The sequence below is a fragment of the Bacteroides caecigallinarum genome (genome assembly GCF_016902295.1).
Classification (GTDB): Bacteria; Bacteroidota; Bacteroidia; order Bacteroidales; family Bacteroidaceae; genus Phocaeicola; species Phocaeicola caecigallinarum_A.
Map to the genome: position 1 here is coordinate 1 of NZ_JACJLQ010000120.1, position 846 is coordinate 846.

1 protein-coding gene is annotated in these 846 nt (G+C 48.3%); it reads left to right on the top strand.

The window, feature by feature from the left end; genetic code table 11:
• The coding region (locus tag H6A27_RS14430) for a Mu transposase domain-containing protein (RefSeq protein WP_420867867.1) at nt 1-825 on the top strand (825 nt) is incomplete at its 5' end.
• Nucleotides 826-846: the final 21 nt, after the last annotated feature.

Consider the following 846-nt stretch of genomic DNA (forward strand, 5'->3'; position numbering starts at 1 on the left):
GGCACGGTCATCATACCGGCACGTCCCGCACACCCAAAAGATAAAAGCAACGTGGAAGGGACCGTGAGGCTTGTCTATATGCGTGTGTTTGCCGAACTCCGCAATGAAACCTTCCATTCACTGGAAGAGCTTAACCGGGCAGCCTCGCTCAAAATGAAAGCGCACAACCAGAAACGCATGCAGAAGCATCCTTATACGCGTGAGGAACGGTTCCTTGCCGTAGACAGGCCTAATCTTATGCCGCTGCCTGACAGGGATTTTGAGATTGTGTCATATACCGATTTGAAGGTGTCAACCAACTGCTGTATCTATCTCGGACGTGACCAGCACTATTATACAGTTCCCTATCAGTATATATCCAAAACTGCACATGTTGCATATACACGCACATTGGTAAAAGTATATGTGGACGGTGAACTTGTAGCCACTCACATACGTGATTACAACAGGGGAAAGTATACTATCGTAAAGGAGCATCTTGCAAGCAACTCCCGGGAATACAGAGGGATGAGTGCAAAATCATACATAGAGCGTGCCGAGCGTGCATCCGGCATACTTGGAGATGTAATCCGCCGCATATTTTATTCTTCCACAATGCCTCCGGAGACTCATTACAAGACCTGCGACGGGCTTCTAAACCTGCAAAGGAGCAGTGATCCGGTCGTTTTCCAGAAAGCCTGCGAGACAGCCCTGAATGTAGACAGATGCAACTATCGCTTTATCCGTTCGCTGGTAGAGAGCAAGTGTGCCGGTGTGGGGCAACCTTCATCTTCCTTTGCTCCTCCGCAGCACTGTAATATCCGTGGAAAAGCACAGTTCAAATGACAGACTTCTAACACTCAAAAC